Origin of the sequence: Legionella maioricensis (assembly GCF_023618015.1) — a bacterium.
In the GTDB taxonomy this organism is placed as follows: Bacteria; Pseudomonadota; Gammaproteobacteria; order Legionellales; family Legionellaceae; genus Legionella; species Legionella maioricensis.
The window spans coordinates 1-1315 of the sequence record NZ_JAJKBJ010000058.1 but is presented as its reverse complement, the minus strand read 5'-3'; the positions used below and the strand labels follow the sequence as shown (position 1 = coordinate 1315).

Here is a 1315-nt window from a genome sequence, read left to right as displayed (position 1 = left end):
TGTAGTGCCCCCCATTTAAACCGGTCCACCTAGTTAAAAAATAACGACTAGGAATAGGACTAGTAATATGACTATATCGACAACAGTAGAATGCAATGAAATAATCCATTCAAGTACTAATCGGCGCCGTTGGACGCCCTTAGAAAAACAACAAATTGTCCATGAAACCTATCACTCAGGTGCAACGGTATCCTACGTTGCGAGAAAACATGGAATACCGCCTAGCCAATTATTTTATTGGCGTAAATTAATGGAGAATAGTGCATTGACTGGAGTAAAGGCTGAAGAGGCTGTAGTTCCCCAAAGTGAGGCTAATGAACTCAAGAAGAGAATTAAGCAGTTAGAACAAGTGTTGGGCCAAAAAACGCTAGAGAACGAAATTCTGCGTGAAGCTGTAAAACTAGGTCGGGAAAAAAAACTGATCTCGCGGCAACCCTTGCTGGGAATAAGCGATTTCGAATAAGAGCCATAGCTCGTGCTCTAGAAATATCCCGTTCTAATTTAACACAAAGGCTTAAAAAAATGGAACCACACTCAACTCATTACTGTAAAACCGAAGATAATGAACTGCTCCCTTACATTCGTGAGATCATTGATAAACGCAGTAGCTATGGCTATCGAAGAGTCACTATTTTACTCAATCATCGATTGCAATCAGAAGGTAAATTAAAAGTTAACCACAAGCGTGTATACCGGATCATGAAGCTAAATAATTTATTGCTTTTGGCTGCCAAGAAAAAACCAACACGCTCTCATGATGGTAAAGTTATTACTATGAGAAGCAATACACGTTGGTGCTCAGATTGTTTTACCCTTCAGTGCGCTAACGGAGATAGAGTGCATGTTGCTTTTGCTATGGATACTTGCGACCGAGAGGTTATCAGCTATATTTCATCAACTATTGGTATAGATGGCAGAGCTATTAGAGATTTGATATTTGAAAGTATGGAGTATCGTTTTGGTAAAGTTGATGTGTTACCAAAGCCCATACAGTGGCTGAGTGATAATGGACCTTGTTACGTCGCTAGAGAAACAGTAGAGTTTGCTAGAAATCTTGGCTTTGATGTGAGAACCACTCCTGCTTATAGTCCTGAAAGTAATGGGATGGCGGAAGCGTTCGTTAAAACATTTAAGAGAGATTATGTAGCGTTCAGTGACCCATTAGATGCTCATACTCTCATGAAGCAGTTACCAGCTTGGTTCGAGGACTATAATGAAAATGCTCCTCATAAAGGTTTAAAAATGATGGCTCCAAGACAATTTATCAAAAAGGTTTTAAGAGGCTAAGTGGTCCGGTTTTATAGGGGCAACTCCA

At 40.0% G+C, this 1315-nt stretch carries 1 protein-coding gene; it reads left to right on the top strand.

The annotated features are described in order from the left end of the window. Positions 1 to 67 precede the first annotated feature (67 nt). Positions 68 to 1287 (top strand): IS3 family transposase gene (locus LOX96_RS17465; protein ID WP_250424813.1). Its coding sequence is split into 2 segments (ribosomal slippage): positions 68 to 410 and positions 410 to 1287, totalling 1221 coding nucleotides; the frame shifts between segments, so codons are not numbered across the junction. Positions 1288 to 1315 lie beyond the last annotated feature (28 nt).